The organism is Deltaproteobacteria bacterium (assembly GCA_028818775.1).
Taxonomy (GTDB): domain Bacteria; phylum Desulfobacterota; class Binatia; order UBA9968; family JAJDTQ01; genus JAJDTQ01.
In genome coordinates this window covers 14,942-30,993 of sequence record JAPPNE010000129.1, presented here as the reverse complement: position 1 = coordinate 30,993, position 16,052 = coordinate 14,942, and the positions used below count along the sequence as shown (strand labels likewise).

Sequence of the window (16,052 nt, the reverse complement as noted above, 5' to 3'; positions counted from 1 at the left end):
ATGCTCCTCCGTCTCCCCTCTGCGTCCGTCATCACCCGCTGAACGAACGAAAACGGCCTACGGGGTTTGGAGACACCGCAAGCCGTAAGCGAGTCGAAAGCGAGTGAGTTAAAATTAGGGTGTATTTAAGCGCACCGGAGGCGGCGATGCAAGGCCTGAAAGGCGAGAGGATGCGGAAACAAATACCTGAAATACAACAGTTTATTGTCTCACTGCGTACTTTAGCGCGTGTAGGTCGCGGGAATGGGGTTCGTTGATATATCTAATCGACACCAACGTGCTCGTCTACGCACATCGTCGGGAATCGGACCTGCACGAAGCCGCATTGGCCTTGGTGCGTGATCTGGCGGAAGGGGATCGCGCGTGGGCTATTCCCTGGCCGTGCTGCTACGAGTTCTTCAGTGTCGTGACGAACCCCCGGATCTGGAAGGACGCGGCTACCCCGCCCGCGCGTGCCTGGCGGCAACTTGAAGCCTGGACGGCGTCGCCCTCTAACAGCCTGATCGGAGAAACCGACGACTTCCTCGATATCCTGGGCGGCCTGGCCCAGCGGCCTCGGGTGCGGGGCGCCATCGTTCACGATGCACGGATCGCCGCCATTTGTCTTGCCCACGGCGTCGAGGCGTTGCTGACGCGAGATCGGGATTTTGCGTTGTTCCCGGAACTCACGACGCGGGATCCGTTCCGGCGGCGGGCTTGAGTGAGACCGGTCCCCGTCCGGTTGAGAATATCACGATTTCGTAATACACAGTAATTCCGTCGGGTGGAGGCCATGACGAAAGAGGACCTTTACATCCAGGGCATGGAAGCGTACGCCGATGATCGGGTGGACGAGGCCATCGCGTCCTACAAGGAGGCGCTGGCAGAGGACCCCGGCTACGGCGACGCGCTGCACGCCCTGGCCATGGTGTACGCCAACACGGAGCGCCTCGACGAGGCCATCGAGGTGGGCAAGCGTCTGGTGGAGGCGTGTCCCGACGATGAGTTGGCGCACACGAGCCTTTCCATCTTCTACCAGCGCAAGGGGATGATCGACGAGGCCGAAGCCGTCGGCGCCAAGGCGCGCACCCTGGGATGGAAACGGCAGCTCGCCGAGAACAAGTAGTCCACCGCGCGCGACCCTTGCGGCCGCCGCCACCTGCAGACACGCACTCACAAACTCACTGGGCCGTCCGCAAAGAAGGGATACGCATGGATCTGGACAGCATCACCGTCGATTCGATTCGGGACTCGTTGCGGGAGCGCAAGTACATCTGCGACCGGAGCCTTGCCACCGTGGTCTATCTGTCGGTGCGCCTGGGCAAGCCGATCCTGCTGGAAGGGGAGGCGGGCGTGGGCAAGACCGAGATCGCCAAGGTGCTAGCGGACGTTCTCCAGACCCGGCTCATCCGTCTCCAGTGCTACGAGGGGCTGGACTCGAACACCGCGCTCTACGAGTGGAACTATCCCAAGCAGATGCTGCGCATCAAGCTGGAGGAGATCGGCTCCCGGGACCGCGAGTCGGTGGAGACCGAGATCTTCTCCGAGGAATACCTCATCAGCCGGCCGCTGCTGGACGCCATCCGCACCGACGGCGCCGAGCCCCCGGTGCTGCTCATCGACGAGATCGACCGCGCCGACATGGAGTTCGAGGCGTTTCTCCTGGAAGTGCTGTCGGACTTCCAGATCAGCATTCCGGAGGTGGGCACCATCCAGGCGCAGAAGCGGCCTTACGTCTTCCTCACCTCCAACCGCACCCGCGAGATCCACGACGCGCTCAAGCGCCGCTGCCTGTACCACTGGATCGAGTACCCCACGTTCGAGAAGGAGTACGAGATCATCACGACCAAGCATCCGGAGATCCAGCAGCTCATGGCCGAGCAGATCTGCGCGTTCATGCAGCAGGTCCGGCAGATGAACTTCTACAAGCGGCCGGGGGTGGCCGAGACCCTGGACTGGGCGTCGGCGCTGCTGCTGCTCAACCGCGGCGAGCTGGACCCGGAGATCGTGAAGGAGACCGTGGGCTGCGTGTTCAAGTACCGCGAGGACCTGCACCACCTGGAGGAAGAGCTGTCCGGCGACAAGCTCGACATGGACCGCATCCTGAAGGAGCCGGCCACCGTGGTGGGCGGGGGCCCCCAGTAACGCGGCTGCCCGCCCGGACCTCATCATGGCAAGAGAAGTGAACGAGGAAGAGATCATCCGCGCGGTGGAGCGCTACAAGCGCCTGCGCGGGCAGGGCACCCTGGCCAACATGCTCGTGTTCGGCCGGGTGCTCAAGGACCTGGGCTTCCGGCTCGGGCTGAGCCAGGTCATCGACGCCAACCGCTCGCTGCCGCTCATCGACATCCAGAGCCGGCCGGACTTCCACCGGACGCTGGCGGCCAACCTGCTCCACGACCACGAGGACATTGCGCTCTTCGACCAGGTGTTCGAGGCCTTCTGGCAGGGCGACATGGAGATCGAACCTGCCATGGAGACCATGGAGGTGCCGGCCCAGAGCCCCGACGATTCGCTGGACCCCTCGGACGACAGCAGCGGCACGACGGAGGAGACCGTCGCCGAGCAGGAGGGCGCGGCCGAAGAGGGCGATCCGGACGCGGACCCGCTGTTGGTGCCCACCTACAGCCCCAACGAGCTGTTGAACGAGAAGGACTTCAGCGAGATGGGCATCGAGGAGAGCCGGGCCGTGACCCAGGCGATCCTGCTCATCGCCTCGAAGATCGCTACCCAGGTGAGCCGGCGCAAGAAGCGCGCGCGCCGGGGCACGGAGATCGACCCGCGCGGCACCATGCGCCGCAACATCAAGTACGGCGGCGAGCTGGTGGAGCTGGTGGCGCGCAAGCGGCGCATCAAGAAGACCCGGGTGGTGCTGCTGTGCGACGTGAGCGGCTCCATGGACTGCTACAGCCGCTTCCTGATCCAGTTCATGTACGGCCTGCAGAACGAGCTGTGGGGCGTGGAGACTTTCGTCTTCAGCACCACCCTGAGCCGCATCACCCACCTGATCCGCACCAAGAACATCGGCAACGCCCTGGAGAAGATCTCCAAGAGCGTGCTGGGCTGGTCCGGCGGCACCAACATCGGCCGCTCGCTGGAGATCTTCAACCGCGACTTCGCGGTGAGCATGGTGACCCACCGCACCGTGGTGGTGATCATCAGCGACGGCTGGGACCGGGGCGACGTGGGCGTGCTGGAACGGCAGATGCAGGCCCTCAAGCGGCGTTGCGGCAAGATGATCTGGCTCAATCCGCTGCTGGCGAGCGAGAACTACGAGCCCTTGTGCAAGGGCATGCAGGCGGCGCTGCCGTACCTGGACCTGTTCCTGTCGGCGCACAACGCCAACAGCTTGGTCCATCTCGGCCACACCATGCGCAGGCTGGTGGCGTAGCGGAGCGAAGTCCAAGGACGCCATCCGGGAGGCATCGATGGAGAACATCTACGACGACGTCAAGGAATTCCTCGACAAGGGCGAGACGGTGGCGGTGGCGACCATCGTTTCCACCAAGGGCTCGACCCCGCGGGAGGTCGGCGCCAAGATGGTGGTGACGGCCTGGGGCGAGATCCTCGGCACCATCGGCGGCGGCTGCGGCGAGGCGGACGTGCGCCGCGAGGCCATCGAGGTGGTGCGCACGCGCAAGCCCCGCACCGTGCGCGTGGACCTGCTGGACGAGATTTCGTCCGACAGCCCGGCGGTGTGCGGCGGCATCATGAACGTCTTCATCGACCCCTGGTGGAAGGACAAGGACGGCGACGAGAAGAGCGCGTGAGGAAGCCTGTTGCGGGTGCCGGCCAAATGCCCGGTTCGTGACAAGGTAAAGGATGCATGGACGCACTGGTTGAAGAGCTGATCAAGGTCAAGAGCGAGGGCGCCGGCGCGGTGCTCATCACCGTGGTGGAGTCCGACGGCGTCGACGGGTTGGACAGCGGCGCCAAGTGCCTCGTGCGCGACGGGCGCATCGTGCTGGGATCGGTGAGCGACCCGGCGCTCGAGCAAAGGATCGTGCGCGAAGCCGCCGAGCGGCTGGCCGAGGAGCGCTCCCGACTGCTTTCGCTGGAGACCGACTCGGGCGGCCAGGCGGATGTCTTCTTCGAGGTGATGCCGTCGCCGCCCAAGCTCGTCGTCGTCGGCGCCGGACACATCGCCGTGCCGCTGGTCAAGATCGCCAAGCTCATGGACTACCACGTGGTGGTCGTCGACGACCGCATACTCTTCGCCAACCGCGAGAGGTTCCCCGACGCCGACGAGGTGGTGGTGGGGGACATGGCCGAGACCGTGAAGGACATGGACATCACGCCCACCACCTACGTCGTGCTCATCACCCGCGGCCACAAGTACGACGAGCCGTGCCTGCGCGAGCTGTTGGACCGCCCGGCCAAGTACATCGGCATGATCGGCAGCAAGCGGCGCATCAAGGCGTGCTTCGAGCGCTTCAAGGAGGAGGAGCAGATCTCCGAAGAGCTCATCTCCCGGGTTTACGCCCCCATCGGCCTCGACATCGCGACGGAAACTCCCGAGGAAATCGCCCTGGGGATCCTGGGCGAGATCATCAAGGTCCGGCGCGGCGGCAAGGCCCGGTCCCTGTCCCGGAAGTAGAGGTTCGTATCCTGTCCACGCGTTCCCGCGACACCCGGGTGAAAGGGGTGGTTTTCTCGGACCTGGGACGCGCCGGTGCATTTCTGGGCGTCGACTGGGTGCGGGAGGGTATCCGTGAGCGGATGGGGTTCGATCCCTACCCGGGCACATTGAACCTGAGGCCGCGCGGGGACGCGCTGTCGCGCTGGGAGGAGGTCCGGCGGAACGGGGCAAGGAGCGTGCTGTCGTCGCCCGATCCGGGTTTCTGCGGTGCCTTCCTCTACACGGGCTTTCTCGAAGGCTGGGCATCTTCGGCGGGGCCGCGCGAAAAGGTCGCGGTGGTGGTGCCCGAGGTCAAGGACTATCCCGCCGACAAGCTGGAGATCATCGCCGCGGTTTCGTTGAAGCAGACCCGTTCGGTGCGGGACGGCGACGAGTTGACGGTGGTGTTCGACGAGTAGGCCCGTTTACAGGAGGTAAGTCCGCATGCGTCGTGTCATCGTAGGCCTGTCAGGGGCCACCGGTTCCATCTACGGAATCCGCATACTCCAGGTGCTGCACAAGATACCGGACATCGAGACCCACCTGGTCATGAGCAAGGCGGCCAAGATGACGCTGCAGGTGGAGACGCCGCACACGGTCAAGGATGTGGAAGCCATGGCCGACATGGTGCACGACATCAACAACATCGGCGCGAGCATCGCCAGCGGCTCGTTCCGCACCGAGGGGATGGTCATCGCGCCGTGCTCCATGAAGTCCATGGGCGGCATCGTGATGTCCGTCGGCGGCGACCTGCTGGTGCGCGCCTCGGACGTCATCCTGAAGGAGCGGAAGAAGCTCGTACTGGTGGTGCGGGAGACCCCGCTGCACCTGGGGCACCTGGAGAGCATGGCGCAGCTCACGCGCATGGGCGCGGTGATCTTTCCGCCCGTGCCCGCCTTCTATCACCGGCCCAAGACTCTGGACGACGTCATCAACCAGACCGTGGCGCGGATTCTCGACCAGTTCGACGTCGAGACCGACATGTTCCACCGCTGGGACGAGGAGTCCCTGAGCCGCTATCCCGGCGACAAGGAGTAGTTGTCCGTCCTTCGACTTCGCTCCGCTGGCGCGGAGCTACGCTCAGGACGAACGGAAATGGTTTCGCAACCGTTTGTCCCGAGCCTTTCGACACATGGCCGATCTCGAAGAACAGGTGCTGGAATACCTCCGCACCCACAACACCATGACCCTCGGCACCTGCCGCGACGGCGTGCCCTGGAACGCCACGGTGTTCTATGCCTGCGACGGCCTCCAGCTCTATTTCTTCTCGGCGCCCGACTCGCGCCACTGCACCAACCTCGCGGACAACCCGCGGGTGGCGGTGACCGTCCAGGAAGACTACAAGGACTGGCGCGAGATCAAGGGAATCCAGCTCGAGGGCACCGTGGAACTGGTGGATTCGGTCATCGCCAAGGGCAAGGCTCTGGCGGTGTACGCACGCAAGTACCCGGGTATCATCAAGCTGTTTACGGACCCGGCGAGCGGCATCTACCACAAGGCGTTTCTCAAGGTGAAGTTCTACCGGGTGACCCCGGAGAGGCTGTACTACATCGACAACCAGCAAGGGTTCGGCAAGCGGCAGGAGCTGGCGCTGGGCGAGGGCGCGGCGACGAGCTGACGCGGCTGAACGGGGATGGCGCGGCGCCGGGCGCCGCCCGGACCGAGGAGGAAGGGTTCATGTCACGACTGGTGGGCAAGGAGATGCCGGACGATCTGTTCGCGCTGATGAGCGGCAAATCGGTCGAAGCCGGCAAGGTGTTCATCATGGCCACGGTGGACGAGAACGGCTGGTGCCACCCGGCCATGGGCTCCTACTACGAACTGGTGGCCAAGAGCCCGGGGCGCATCCATCTGGCCGTGGGCAAGAACAGCACCACCGAAAGGAACCTCGTGCGCGCCGGGGCGCTGACCCTGGTGGTCACGGACCACGGCTTGAACTACTACCTCAAGGGCAACGCCACGCGCACGCGGGAACAACTGGAAGACACCCCCTTCGCGCTGTTCCAGGTGGAGCTTGACACCGTGCTGGAAGACCAGGAACAGGGAGTCACCATCGTAAGCGGCGTCCGCTACGAGTTGAACCAGGGCGGCAACGCCGAGTTCATGGGGCGGATACTCGACAAGGCGCTGGCAGCCTTGTCGGCCGCGCCGTGGGAGGAATAGCGGGCAGCGCTGGCCAGCCATCGCGGATCGTGCTAGCTAACAGGGTCGGGCTTCAAGCCTGCCCGTTCGTATTCGGCAGCGAGTTCCGTGCTGCCGCCGGCATTCGATCAAACCCAAGGAGGACCGACAGTATGGACCCGATTACGGACCCCATCGCCATCGACGTGCACGTGCACCTTTGCGACGAGCTGACCCTGAGTTCCAAGGGCGACCGCCCCAAGCAGATGGCTCAGTACTTCAAGCGCGAACGCAAGCCCGTGTCCATCGACGAGATGGCGGACGAGTACCGCGCGCGCAACATGATGGCCGTGATTCAGAACACCACCGACGAAACCATCACGGGGTTGACCCCGGTCCCCAACAAGCACGTGGCCGACGGCGTGAAGCGGAACCCCGACGTTTTCCTGGGCTTCGGCGTCATCGATCCGTGGCAGCAGAAGGTGGCGCTGCAGGAGATCCAGCGCATCAAGGACCTCGGCCTGCACGGCGTGGGCGAGATCAACCCCGCCCGCCAGCAGTTCTTCCCCAACGACACCCGCTTCTACCCCTTGTGGGAGGAATGCCAGAAGCTCGAGCTGCCGATCCTGTTCCACAGCGGCATGGCCGGCGCCGGCGCTGGCACTCCCGGCGGCATGGGCAACAAGCTCAAGTTCACCCAGCCCATCCACCTCGACGACGTGGCCGCGGACTTCCCCGAGTTGAAGATCATCTGCGCCCATCCGTCGTGGCCCTGGACGGCCGAGAGCCTCGCCATCGCCCGTCACAAGAGCAACTTCTACATCGATCTCTCGGGCTGGTCGCCCAAGTACTTCGCCGCCGAGCTGGTGCAGCAGGTGAACTCGATCCTTCAGGACAAGGCCATGTTCGGATCCGACTGGCCGGCCATCGGCGTGGAGCGCTGGCTTGACGACTTCGCCAAGCTCACCATCAAGCCCGAGGTCAAGCAGAAGCTCATGCTGGACAACGCCAGGAAGTTCTTCAACATGGATTAGGCCGATACGGCCGAGAGCATTCCCGGACACGAGGGAAGGGGGCACGGGTCTCCTTCCCTCGACGGGGTTCCACATGTCGGTTGAATTGATAAAGCCGGTTCAACCCGCCTCCCGCGGCTTCCAGATCATGGCGAAGCCCACCGGCGCCATCTGCAATCTGGACTGCGTCTACTGCTACTACCTCCAGAAGGAAGACCTCTACCCCGAGACGAAGTCGTTCCGCATGGAGAGCGATGTGCTGGAGGACTACATCTCGCAGCACATCCAGGCCTGCCCGGATCCGATCATCGACTTCGCCTGGCACGGCGGCGAGCCCACCATCCTGGGCCTCGACTACTTCCGCGAGGTCGTCGCGCTCCAGCGCAGGCACTGCCCGCCGGGCCGCAAGGTGCGCAACGGCATGCAGACCAACGGGGTGCTGCTGGACGACGAGTGGTGCCGGTTCCTCGCCGAGGAAGGCTTCTCCATAGGGCTCAGCATCGACGGCCCGGAGAAGCTCCACGACGAGTACCGCGTCACCAAGGGGCAGCAACCCACCCACCGCAAGGTGGTGCAGGCGTTCAAGCGGCTCAAGGCCCACAAGGTGCCGTGCGACGTGCTGTGCGTGGTGCACGCCGGCAACGTCGGCCATCCGACCACCGTCTATCGCTACTTCAAGAGCCTCGGCGCGGACCACCAGCAGTTCATTCCGCTGGTGGAGCGGATGCCGGGAGACGCCGCGGTGGGTCCCCGCAGCGTGCCGGCGGAGGCCTTCGGCACCTTCCTGTGCGCCATCTTCGACGAATGGATCCGCAACGACGTGGGCCGGGTGACCATCCAGATCTTCGACGAGGCGGCCCGCACCGGCCTGGGCATCGAGCACGCGCTGTGCATCTTCCGGGAGACCTGCGGCGACGTGCCGGTGGTGGAGCACAACGGCGACTTCTATTCCTGCGACCACTACGTGGACCCGGGCTACCGCCTCGGCAACATTCGCGATACCTCCCTGGCGCGCATGATCGACAGCGATGCCCAACGGCAGTTCGGCCGCGACAAGTGGACCTCGCTGCCGCGCTACTGCCGCGAGTGCGAGGTGCGCGCCCAGTGCAACGGGGGCTGCCCCAAGGACCGGTTCATCAAGACCCCGGACGGCGAAGACGGCCTCAACTACCTCTGCGCCGGCTACAAGAAGTTCTTCATCCACAGCCGCGAGCACCTGAGCACCATGGCCGGCCTGTGGCAGGCCGGCGAGCCCATCGAGAACGTCATGCGCCTCGTGCGCGAAGCGGACGCCGCCGCCCGCCCCGCGGCCGGCCGCAACGACCCTTGCCCCTGCGGCAGCGGCCGCAAGTACAAGCGCTGCTGCATGCCCCGATAAACCCGACTGGTAGGACCTATGGCAAACATTGAACTGACGCTGGCATGTGAGGACTACGACCGCACCCGTGCCCTCAAGGACGGGCTCGTGAAGCCCGACGGCATCGACCTCAACTACGTGGCGCTGCCGGTGGAAGAGATCTTCTGGCGCATGCTCCACTTCCACGAGTTCGACGCCGCCGAGATGTCCATGGGCGCCTACCACGTGGACGCCTCACGCGGGCACCGGCCGTTCATCGCCATCCCGGTGTTCCCGTCGCGCATGTTCCGGCACCGCTGCATCTTCGTCAACGCGGCTTCGGGCATCGAGAAGCCGGAAGACTTGAAGGGCCGGCGGGTGGGCGTGCCCGAGTACACCATGACCGCGTCCGTGTGGGTGCGCGGCATGCTGCAGCACGACTTCGGCGTGGAGGCCAGGGATGTCCACTGGATCCAGGGCGGCGTGGAGCAGCCCGGGCGCAAGGACCGCGTGCCGTTCGACGCGCCGGCCGGTGTCGAGATCGACACCGAGGAGGAGCGGACCCTCGACGACATGCTGGAGAAGGGCGACATCGACGCGCTGGTGTCGGCGCGCATGCCTTCCTGCTTCGTGCGGCGCGCCCCCGGCATCCGCCGGCTCTTCAAGGACTGCCGCGCCGCCGAGATGGACTACTTCCGCCGCACCGGCCTGTTCCCCATCATGCACTGCATCGTGGTGCGCCGGGAGATCCACGAGGCCCACCCGTGGGTGACCCAGAACCTCTACAAGGCCTTCTGCCGGGCCAAGGACCTGTGCGCGTCGCAGATCTACGACACCAACGTGCTGCGTACGCACCATCTCTGGTACCTGTTCGAGTACGAGGAGACGGTGGACCTCATGGGCAAGGACTACTGGCCCTACGGCTTCGAGAGCAACCGCAAGACCCTGGAGACCTTCCACTCCTATCTGCTGGAGCAGGGCGTGATCAAGAACCCGGTGGACCTGGAAAGCCTGTACGCGTCCAACACGCGCGAAGCTTTCAAGATCTGAGCGATCACTGGAACGGCACGCCGTAGGACGGGCGCACGCGGAAGTAGTCGCTGACGTACTCGTTGGCGGGGTGGCGCATCAGGCGCTCGGCGGTGCCTACCTGCTCCAGGCGCCCCTCGTGCATGAGCGCGATGCGGTCGGCCAGTTCCAGCGCGTCCTCCAGGTTGTGGGTCACGAGCAGCGTGGTGAGGCGCTGGTCCCGGTGGAACGCGCGGATCTCCTCGCGCACCCGGCGGCGGTTGGGCGGGTCGAGGTTGCTGAGGGGTTCGTCCATGAGCATGATCTGCGGGAACGTGGTCATGGCCCGGGCCAGGGCGACGCGTTGTTGCTGCCCCGCGGACAGCTCCTGCGGCTTGCGTTCGAACAGCCGTTCCTCGATGTTCAGGGCCTTGGCCAAAGGCCGGATCAGTTCGCGGATGGCGTCGACGGACCACTTGCGGATGCGCAACGGCAGCGTCAGGTTGGCGTACTTGCGATCCTCGAAGACGCGCATGTGCGGCCACAGCGCGTAGCTCTGGAAGATGAGCTGCACGTCCCGGCGTCCGGCGGGCACGTCGTTCACCGGCACGCCGCCGATGAGCACCTCGCCGGTGTCCGGTGTCTCCAGACCCGCGATGACGCGCAACAGGGTGGTCTTGCCGCAGCCGCTCTCCCCGATGATGACCAGGAACTCGCCCTGGTCCACCTCGAGATCGAATCCGTCCACGGCCGTCACCGGTCCGAAGCGCTTGGTGATGTTGCGCAAGACGAGGTTCTTCACGCGGCCATGGTAAGGCAAAGCCCGGGGTAAAACAATCCAGGAATCACTTCCGTCCACCGACAACCTGAAGCAAGAACGTATGCACAAATCCAAGGAAACGATACAACGCCTGATACGCGCCAGCATGGGCGAAGTGAAGTCCGACCTCTTGGTGACCGGAGGGCGGCTCATCAACGTCTACAGTGGCGAGGTGCTGGACGGCATGGAGATGGCGGTGAGCCAGGAGCGCGTCTGTTACGTCGGCCCCAGCGCGGACCACACCCGCGGCGACGAGACCCAGGTCATCGAGGCCCGCGGCCGCTGGATCGCGCCCGGTTTCATCGACGCGCACACGCACATCGGCCACTTCTGCCGTCCGTTCGAGCTGCTGCAGGCGTACCTGCCCCACGGCACCACCGCGCTCATGGCGTCATGCGACGAGCACACCGTGGCCTTCGGCCTCACCGGCATGAAGCTCTTCCTGGACGAGGTCGCCTCCCATCCGCTCCGGGTCTACACCCTGATCTCCATGGCCGCGCCCCAGGATCCGCTGCTGTGCGAGACCGAGTCCCTCTCGGACGAGCAGGTCGAGGAGGTATTACGCGACCCCCGGGTGCTGGGCCTGGGCGAGGTGGTCTCGTGGCTGCGCCTGGTGCAGGGCGACCCGGATTTGGCGACGCGCATCGACCTGACGCTCAACCAGGGCAAGATCGTCCACGGCCACACCGCGGGCGCACGGGACCGCCGCCTCAACGCCATCGCCGCCGCTTCGGTGTCGTCGTGCCACGAGCCCATCAACGGCGAGGACGCCCTGGCGCGCCTGCGCCTCGGCTACTGGACCATGCTGCGCGAAGGCTCCTTCCGGCAGGACCTCGAAGCCACCCTCAAGCCGCTCCTGGCCGCCGGCGTCGACACCGGCCGCCTGATCCTCGTCACCGACGGCATGGCCCCCGACGACGTCGCGGCGCACGGCCACATGGACCACGTGATCCGCCGCGCCGTGGCGTGCGGCCTGAGCCCCGTGCGCGCCATCCAGGCGGCCACGCTGCACCCGGCCTCCTACTCCGGCCTGGAACAGGACATCGGCGGCCTCGCACCCGGCCGGTTCGCGGACTTCGTCTTGCTGGACGACCTGGAAACCGTGCGCGTGGGCGCCACCTACATCGGCGGCGAGCGGGTGGCCAAAACGGGCGAAACGAACGTCGCCGTCGTTCCGCCGGGCTTCCCCGACGGCATGGGCCTCAAGACCGCCTTCCGCCTGCCCGTGACCGCCGAGGACATGCGCATCCGCTGCGAAGAACCCCGCGCCCGCATCCGCGTCATGGACCTGATCAACCAGACCATCACCCGGGAACGCGTCGTCGAGGTCCCGTGCGCCGGCGGGGTGGTCTCCGCGGACGTGGAGGCCGACCTCCTCAAGGTCGCGGTCTTCGACCGCCGGGAAGGCTTCAGCCCCACCTTCGGCTTCGTGCGCGGCCTTGGAACCGACATCGGCGCCGTGGGCACCACCGTCAACCTCGACGAGTACACGCTCCTCGTGGCCGGCTCCAGCGACTACGACATGGCCTATTGCGCCAACCTGTTGCTGGAATACGGCGGCGGCATCGCGGTCGTCGACAGGGGCCGGGTCCTCGAAGAGATCCCGTTTCCCATCGGGGGCCTCTTTTCCCTGGAACCCTGGCGCGAAGTGGGCGAAAGGCTCGCCTCCGTCCAGCGAATCCTTAGGGAACACGGCAGCGCGTTCCCCAAGCCCCTCTACGCCCTCTGCTTCCTCACCTTCGTCACCCTCCCCGAACTGCGCATCACCGGCCGGGGCCTGGTGCGCGCCAAGGAACGGCGCATCGTGCCGCTGTTGGCGGAACAAGGTTAGATAGCCTCAAACGGAACCGGTCCAAGTACGTCGGAGACTTCCGGCGTGGTTCGCCATAGACCTCCGTCTCATCGGAACAGTTCAAACGTACCCCGCAGCCCGGCGTGGAAGCCGATGCCGGTGGTCCGGTATCCGGGCACCTCTTCGTAGTCCGTGTCGAAGAGGTTGTCGATCCGCCCGAACAGCTCCATCCGTCTGCCGAGCTTGTAGCTGCCGGCGACATGGACCAGGATGAAGTCGTCGATCATCACGGGATCGGTCGTGCGGTTGAGCTGCTTCCCGTTGTAGTCGATGCCGAGGTCCACGTCGGCTCTGCCGTCCAGGAATCCGTAGCCGAAGTTGACGCTGGCCACGTGCTCGGCCCGGCGCGGAAGCCGTTGGCCGTCCGGATCCTTCGCGTCGGTGTAGGTGTATTGGGCGGACAGGCTCAATCCGTCGGCGGGCTTCGCTCTCACGGTGAGTTCCAGGCCACGAATACTAGATGTCCCTGCCAGATTGTCGTAGAAGTCGTCATCGCCGGTTGCGGGGTTTTGCCAGTCGTAAGGGGTGCCGGCGTCGTTCCAGTAAATCAGGTTCGTCGGCCGGTTGTTGAAATACGTCACGTCCAGGGAGAGCCGGCCTTCGAGCAGGTTCTGCTCCACGCCGACGTCCCAGCCCTTGCTCTCCTCCGGGTCCACGTCGGGGTTCGGACCGATGCGGCCGAACTGCTGGAACAGGTGTGACAGGGTAGGGTTCTTGACTCCCGTGCCGTAGCTGCCGTGGAATCGGGTCCCGCTTCCATCGACCACGTAAGCGGCGGTGATCCGGAACGTCGTCGTATCCTTGAAACGTTCGTTGTCATCATATCGGCCGCTGCCGGACAGGAAGAGTCGGTCCCACAACCCGAGTTGATACTCGCCGGAATATCCGTGGTTGGTGACTTCGGAGGCGGCGCCGCCGGACTCTTGCGAATCCTTTTCCTGCTCCGCGACGAAGGTCACGTTGTGGCTGGCGTCCGAGGTCTCGAAGAAGAAGTTCGTTTCGTAGTCGAAACGTGTCTTTCTGCCTTTGTATTCATTCGTTCCCCACGAGCTGATGACGCTCCGTTTCTTGCGGTGCATGGCCGCGCCCAAGGCATGCCGCCAATCCCCATCGAGAAGGCTGTAGGTCAATCGCCCGCGGCCCATGGCCTGGTCCGAGTCGGTGCGGTCGTCGTTGTCCGTCGGCGGGTTGTCCGTTTCCACTCTCGCCTTGACGTAGCGGCCGGTCAGCTCGAACTCCAGGTCGTCGGCGGGTTGTACGCCGAGCTTGGCGCTATAGGTCTGATTCCGGTACCCGTCCTTTTCATCTCCCGCGGCGATGGATATTCCGGAGGTGCCGAGGCCCGCCGCACCCAGAGAGAAATGATGGCCGCGGCCACCGCCCTGGATGCCGACGGCCATGCTGCCCGTTCCGAACGAACCGCCCTCCACGCTGACGTTCCCCACGACCGGCCCGTGTCCCTTCCGCGTCGTGATGTGGATCACGCCGCCGATGGCGTCGCTGCCGTATAGGCCGCTCTGCGGCCCCCGGAGAACCTCGACGCGCTCGATGTCCGCGGCCAACAGGTCCCCGAAGTTGTAAATGGCTCCGCTGCTGCTCGGGTCGTTGACCTTCACGCCGTCGATGAGGACCAGGGTGTGTCCGTGCTCAGAGCCGCGGATACGCACGGCGGTCAACGTTCCCACGGTGCCCGAACGGTGCACCGCGATACCGGGGACCTCCCGCAGCAGGTCGGACACGACGCGGGCCTGCTTGCGCTCGATCTCCTCGGCCGTGATGACCGTGACCGCGCTGCCCACGGCCTTGGCTTCCAGCGGCACGCGGCTCGCCGAGACCACGATCTCGGGAAGCTGCTCGACGGTTTGCCGCTCGGCCGCCATCTCGGCGGGCGTCTCCGACGCGGCCCCCGGCGGTGACTGGGCCGTGCCCGGTTGAGAGATCAGAATGAGAGAGAGGGTGAGGACACCCGTGGTCAGGAACTTCATGGCAATCTTCCTTTCCCGCGAAGGCGGATTGTGGATGAAAACGGACAGGTCTCCTGGCTCGGGCTTCCTGGCAGTCCGGCGGCTGCCGTCCTACTCGCCGCGCCTTCCCACCCGGTTTAGGGGCAGTGGCTCGATCTGCGGCTTTCGTGGCCGTTACAGTTGCGGGGCAGCAGGGGATTCGCACCCCTTTCCCTGGCGTCCGTTTTCAGGCCTCTGGTTGTGGCGGATCAGGATTCTCCGTTACGGTTTCATCGGCGAACCTCCTCCAGTCTGAACGCGACCGGGATGCGCACCCAACTCGACAACGGCGCGACCCCGCGACGCGCCGGGTGAAACCGCCAGCGCCGGACCGCCTTTACGGCGGCTTCGTCGAGGACGTCGAAGCCGGACGTGCGCTCCACCGTCACGCGGCCGGGTGCGCCGTCCGGGTTGACGAGCACCTTGAGCAGCGTCGTGCCTTCCCAGCCGGCGCGGCGCGCCTTGCGCGGATAGCGGGGCTTCACGGTCCGTGCGTAACGGACCGGACTGAAGTCCGCGCCGGTCGTGACCTGTTCCGCCGGGGTGCCGCGAGCGGTGTTGCGTGCGCTTCCGATCTCCCGGTTCGAGCGGACCGTGCCGGCGTTCAACGAGGTTCCCACGACACCTCTGTCGCCGTCGACCGTGCCGGGCGGCTTCCGTGCGGCGCTCGCCGCGGCGGTCGGCTGGGTGGGCTCCGCTTTCTTCCGTACCACGGTTGGCCCCCGCTGGGGTTCCGGCGCCGCCCGTGGCTCGGTCCGTGCCTGTCGCACTCGTCCGTGTCGCTCGGCTCGTTCGTCTCGCCGTGGCGACCGCTTCACGGCATCGCTCCTCGGCGCTTCCACGAGCCGCACCCGTACGAGCAGCAGGTCGTCCTCGCCCGCGCCTCCCGCGCTCATGGGCAAGGGCACCCACAACAGCGCGGCGTGGAACAGCGCGGAGCCCAACAGGCAGTACAGAAGGCGGCGCACGTCTTCGGTCCGGGGCCGGTCAGAGAGGAACCGACCCGACGGAAGCGGGAACGAACGCGTCTATGGAACGAGTGCTGATGGCGAGACCCCCTCTCTCCTCGGAGAGCACGGTTGCGTCGTGTCCTCAGGTAGGTCTCCTGGCTCATGGGCTGGCCGCGTGGACCGCCTTGCCGCCTTCCCGTTCCCGGGTGGGGAACAGTGGCACCCTGGCAAGGGTTCCCATTTACAGTGGCGGGACCGCACCGGCTTTCAACCGGTTTCCCTGTTATCCCCTGAGGGACCTGAGGACCGGGCGGCCGGGAAGACCACCCGTGGCCTGGTATCCTGCCCGGTT

General features: G+C 65.6%; 17 protein-coding genes and 2 riboswitches. Of the genes, 14 read left to right on the top strand and 3 right to left on the bottom strand.

Translation table 11 applies throughout. The features are described from left to right. Positions 1 to 253 precede the first annotated feature (253 nt). The 13 genes from OXU42_14105 to OXU42_14045 all read left to right on the top strand — a co-directional run bounded on the left by OXU42_14105 (position 254) and on the right by OXU42_14045 (position 10,117). On the top strand, positions 254 to 700 hold the full coding sequence (locus OXU42_14105) for a PIN domain-containing protein (GenBank protein ID MDE0030523.1): 447 nt from the start codon (positions 254 to 256) through the stop codon (positions 698 to 700). Between the two features lie 72 nt (positions 701 to 772). Next, on the top strand, positions 773 to 1,105 hold the full coding sequence (locus OXU42_14100; protein MDE0030522.1) for a tetratricopeptide repeat protein: 333 nt from the start codon (positions 773 to 775) through the stop codon (positions 1,103 to 1,105). A gap of 86 nt (positions 1,106 to 1,191) precedes the next feature. Beyond that, entirely contained in the window at positions 1,192 to 2,124 is a 933-nt protein-coding gene (locus OXU42_14095; GenBank protein MDE0030521.1) for a MoxR family ATPase, read from the top strand. Positions 2,125 to 2,149: 25 nt separating this feature from the next. After that, complete coding sequence (locus OXU42_14090) at positions 2,150 to 3,370, top strand: VWA domain-containing protein (protein ID MDE0030520.1); 1,221 nt, start codon at positions 2,150 to 2,152, stop codon at positions 3,368 to 3,370. A gap of 37 nt (positions 3,371 to 3,407) precedes the next feature. Next, a complete protein-coding gene (locus OXU42_14085) occupies positions 3,408 to 3,749 on the top strand; it encodes an XdhC family protein (GenBank protein MDE0030519.1) in 342 nt (113 codons plus the stop codon). 56 nt (positions 3,750 to 3,805) lie between these two features. Further along, on the top strand, positions 3,806 to 4,576 hold the full coding sequence (locus tag OXU42_14080) for an XdhC/CoxI family protein (GenBank protein MDE0030518.1): 771 nt from the start codon (positions 3,806 to 3,808) through the stop codon (positions 4,574 to 4,576). Positions 4,577 to 4,623: 47 nt separating this feature from the next. After that, entirely contained in the window at positions 4,624 to 5,016 is a 393-nt protein-coding gene (locus OXU42_14075) for a CTP-dependent riboflavin kinase (GenBank protein ID MDE0030517.1), read from the top strand. A 25-nt stretch (positions 5,017 to 5,041) separates the two neighbouring features. After that, entirely contained in the window at positions 5,042 to 5,635 is a 594-nt protein-coding gene (locus OXU42_14070) for a UbiX family flavin prenyltransferase (GenBank protein MDE0030516.1), read from the top strand. Positions 5,636 to 5,729: 94 nt separating this feature from the next. Further along, entirely contained in the window at positions 5,730 to 6,215 is a 486-nt protein-coding gene (locus OXU42_14065; protein MDE0030515.1) for a pyridoxamine 5'-phosphate oxidase family protein, read from the top strand. Between the two features lie 59 nt (positions 6,216 to 6,274). Further along, positions 6,275 to 6,760, top strand: a complete 486-nt coding sequence (locus tag OXU42_14060; protein MDE0030514.1) for a hypothetical protein — start codon at positions 6,275 to 6,277, stop codon at positions 6,758 to 6,760. A gap of 131 nt (positions 6,761 to 6,891) precedes the next feature. Then, positions 6,892 to 7,752, top strand: coding sequence for an amidohydrolase family protein (locus OXU42_14055; protein ID MDE0030513.1), 861 nt, complete (start codon positions 6,892 to 6,894; stop codon positions 7,750 to 7,752). A gap of 73 nt (positions 7,753 to 7,825) precedes the next feature. Beyond that, complete coding sequence (locus OXU42_14050) at positions 7,826 to 9,109, top strand: anaerobic sulfatase maturase (GenBank protein ID MDE0030512.1); 1,284 nt, start codon at positions 7,826 to 7,828, stop codon at positions 9,107 to 9,109. A gap of 18 nt (positions 9,110 to 9,127) precedes the next feature. Next, positions 9,128 to 10,117, top strand: coding sequence for an ABC transporter substrate-binding protein (locus OXU42_14045; protein ID MDE0030511.1), 990 nt, complete (start codon positions 9,128 to 9,130; stop codon positions 10,115 to 10,117). Between the two features lie 4 nt (positions 10,118 to 10,121). On the opposite strand, the gene OXU42_14040 is transcribed toward OXU42_14045, so the two are convergent. Then, complete coding sequence (locus OXU42_14040) at positions 10,122 to 10,877, bottom strand: ABC transporter ATP-binding protein (GenBank protein ID MDE0030510.1); 756 nt, start codon at positions 10,875 to 10,877, stop codon at positions 10,122 to 10,124. A gap of 79 nt (positions 10,878 to 10,956) precedes the next feature. Between OXU42_14040 and OXU42_14035 the strand changes: the two genes are divergently transcribed. Then, positions 10,957 to 12,726 (top strand): amidohydrolase family protein, encoded by a 1,770-nt coding sequence (locus OXU42_14035; protein ID MDE0030509.1) that lies wholly within the window; start codon positions 10,957 to 10,959, stop codon positions 12,724 to 12,726. Between the two features lie 68 nt (positions 12,727 to 12,794). Here OXU42_14035 and OXU42_14030 read toward each other — a convergent pair whose 3' ends face one another. Both OXU42_14030 and OXU42_14025 read right to left on the bottom strand, forming a co-directional pair. Then, on the bottom strand, positions 12,795 to 14,732 hold the full coding sequence (locus tag OXU42_14030) for a TonB-dependent receptor (GenBank protein ID MDE0030508.1): 1,938 nt from the start codon (positions 14,730 to 14,732) through the stop codon (positions 12,795 to 12,797). A 25-nt stretch (positions 14,733 to 14,757) separates the two neighbouring features. After that, positions 14,758 to 14,979: riboswitch (cobalamin riboswitch) on the bottom strand. Between the two features lies 1 nt (position 14,980). Next, on the bottom strand, positions 14,981 to 15,718 hold the full coding sequence (locus OXU42_14025; protein ID MDE0030507.1) for an energy transducer TonB: 738 nt from the start codon (positions 15,716 to 15,718) through the stop codon (positions 14,981 to 14,983). Positions 15,719 to 15,827: 109 nt separating this feature from the next. Further along, a riboswitch (cobalamin riboswitch) is annotated at positions 15,828 to 16,018 on the bottom strand. Positions 16,019 to 16,052: the final 34 nt, after the last annotated feature.

Coding starts and splice junctions, on each gene's coding strand:
- OXU42_14100 (MDE0030522.1), top strand. CDS start 773: ATGACGAAAGAGGACCTTTACATCCAGGGCATGGAAGCGTACGCCGAT.
- OXU42_14095 (MDE0030521.1), top strand. CDS start 1,192: ATGGATCTGGACAGCATCACCGTCGATTCGATTCGGGACTCGTTGCGG.
- OXU42_14090 (MDE0030520.1), top strand. CDS start 2,150: ATGGCAAGAGAAGTGAACGAGGAAGAGATCATCCGCGCGGTGGAGCGC.
- OXU42_14085 (MDE0030519.1), top strand. CDS start 3,408: ATGGAGAACATCTACGACGACGTCAAGGAATTCCTCGACAAGGGCGAG.
- OXU42_14080 (MDE0030518.1), top strand. CDS start 3,806: ATGGACGCACTGGTTGAAGAGCTGATCAAGGTCAAGAGCGAGGGCGCC.
- OXU42_14070 (MDE0030516.1), top strand. CDS start 5,042: ATGCGTCGTGTCATCGTAGGCCTGTCAGGGGCCACCGGTTCCATCTAC.
- OXU42_14065 (MDE0030515.1), top strand. CDS start 5,730: ATGGCCGATCTCGAAGAACAGGTGCTGGAATACCTCCGCACCCACAAC.
- OXU42_14060 (MDE0030514.1), top strand. CDS start 6,275: ATGTCACGACTGGTGGGCAAGGAGATGCCGGACGATCTGTTCGCGCTG.
- OXU42_14055 (MDE0030513.1), top strand. CDS start 6,892: ATGGACCCGATTACGGACCCCATCGCCATCGACGTGCACGTGCACCTT.
- OXU42_14050 (MDE0030512.1), top strand. CDS start 7,826: ATGTCGGTTGAATTGATAAAGCCGGTTCAACCCGCCTCCCGCGGCTTC.
- OXU42_14045 (MDE0030511.1), top strand. CDS start 9,128: ATGGCAAACATTGAACTGACGCTGGCATGTGAGGACTACGACCGCACC.
- OXU42_14035 (MDE0030509.1), top strand. CDS start 10,957: ATGCACAAATCCAAGGAAACGATACAACGCCTGATACGCGCCAGCATG.
- OXU42_14030 (MDE0030508.1), bottom strand. CDS start 14,732: ATGAAGTTCCTGACCACGGGTGTCCTCACCCTCTCTCTCATTCTGATC.